The sequence below is a fragment of the Thermoplasmata archaeon genome (assembly GCA_035632695.1).
Lineage (GTDB): Archaea > Thermoplasmatota > Thermoplasmata > RBG-16-68-12 > RBG-16-68-12 > RBG-16-68-12.
The window spans coordinates 1-1808 of the sequence record DASQGG010000058.1; the positions used below are offsets into that span (position 1 = coordinate 1).

Annotated in this window: 3 protein-coding genes; 2 read left to right on the forward strand and 1 reads right to left on the reverse strand. The window is 68.6% G+C overall.

Annotated elements, in window-relative coordinates; translation table 11 throughout:
* Nucleotides 1-432: 432 nt before the first annotated feature.
* Nucleotides 433-918 (forward strand): hypothetical protein, encoded by a 486-nt coding sequence (locus tag VEY12_04650; protein ID HYM39421.1) that lies wholly within the window; start codon nucleotides 433-435, stop codon nucleotides 916-918.
* Between the two features lie 73 nt (nucleotides 919-991).
* On the forward strand, nucleotides 992-1588 hold the full coding sequence (locus tag VEY12_04655; protein ID HYM39422.1) for an MBL fold metallo-hydrolase: 597 nt from the start codon (nucleotides 992-994) through the stop codon (nucleotides 1586-1588).
* A gap of 30 nt (nucleotides 1589-1618) precedes the next feature.
* On the opposite strand, the gene VEY12_04660 is transcribed toward VEY12_04655, so the two are convergent.
* The coding region (locus VEY12_04660; protein HYM39423.1) for a hypothetical protein at nucleotides 1619-1808 on the reverse strand (190 nt) is incomplete at its 5' end.

The window sequence follows — 1808 nt, forward strand, 5'->3', positions numbered from 1 at the left end:
CCGACGGATCCAAGACCCTCGTGGACCGCGCGAGAGAGAAGACGAAGTGGATCCTCGCGAACCACACGGTCCCACCACTGGACAAGGAAGTCCAAACGAAGCTCCGAGCGGTCATCGACCGAGCCCGCGTCGGTCGGGAACAGGCGGTCGTCGCCTGACGAGGCACGGACCTCCGTCCCCGAGGACATCCTTCGAACTACGCTCACAAGAAGAAAGGTCCACAAGTTCGGAGGACCGAAAGGAAATGGCTGTAATGACCGAACCATGATTAAGGCGGTCCGAAATAGTGTTCGCAACAAGCATCCCTCCAACCAACACCAACCGCCCGTGGTCGGGGCGTTCACCCGCCCCCGGGCGCCCTTTTCGCCGTCACCCATCGAGATGGATCCCGCGGTCGAAACCTAGATGGCTTGCGCCTTCCCTGCCACCGCGATGCCGACCCTCGAGAATCCCGCGGAGAACCCGTGCTTCGGCTGCGGCCCGCAACATCCCCGTGGGCTCCACCTCGCGTTCGAGCAGCGGACCGGGCCGGACGGAGTGTCCGAAGTCGTCTGCGAGTACGTTCCCAGAGCGGACGAGATCGGTTGGCCCGGGCTCATGCACATCGGGCTCCTCTTCATGACCCTGATGGAGACGAGCTATTGGGCCGCCCTGGCGCTCGGCGGGCGCGTGCACACGATGCGGGGTCCCGTGACGTTCGAGCCGCTGCGCCTCCCCCGGGTCGGACGGCCGTTCCGATCGACCGCGCGGCTTGCAGGAAGGGACGGGGAAGAGCTCCGTATCACCTGCGTCGCCCAGGATGCGAACGGGAGGCCGCATGCGACGATGACCAGCTCATGGCGGCGTGCGTCGCGCGCCGCGGTGGACAAGGCCGGGCTCACGCTCCCCGGCTATCTCCTCGAGGACATGGACCCCTGAGCGCACCGGTTGGGCGGAGAGGGGGGACCGGAGCCCGCGGCATTTAACTACCGCGGCCGGTCTCGCGGCGGTCATGCCAGCACGATCCGCGAAGCGACGCCGCCCCCGCATCCTCCCCGAAGTCCACCTCCTGTTCGAGGGCTACACCGAACCCGGCGTGGCGTCGACCGTGGGCTACGTCCGCGACGGTCGTGCGCGGATCGTCATCGATCCGGGGATGGTCCCCTCGCCGCGGTCCATCCTGAACCCGCTGCGCCGCCTCGGCGTGGCACCGCGACAGGTGACCGACGTCGTCTTCTCCCACCACCATCCGGACCACACGCTCCATGCCGCGCTCTTCCCGAACGCCCGGTTCCACGACCACTGGGCGATCTACCGCGGAGACACCTGGGAGAGCCGCAAGGCCGAAGGATTCCGGGTCTCCCCCCACGTGCGGCTCCTGGAGACGCCCGGGCACACGCCGCAGGACATCACGACGCTTGTGGAGGCCGCGGACGGACCCGTGGCGTTCACGCACCTCTGGTGGGGCCGGGACGGTCCCGCGGAGGACCCGTACGCGCCTGACCCCGCGCTCCTCCACCGCAACCGCGCACGGGTGCTCGGGATCGCGAGGCGCATCGTCCCGGGTCACGGGCCCGAGTTCGTCCCGGGTCCGGAGACACCGCGCTGAGCTCGTACCGCCGACCGCGACCCGAGCGTCTCACTCCGTGATCCGCACGTAGGAGTTGAGCAGGGACGGCGCCGTGGTCCTGGCCTTGACCCAGAACTCCTTGCTCTGGGTGTCCCCTGCGGCGAAGAGGTGATCGAACTTGATCCGGTCCTCGCCCGCGGGCAGTCGTTCGAGGCTCCGCAGAGCGAACTCCCGGATCTGGCGGGCGCGCGCGCGCGCC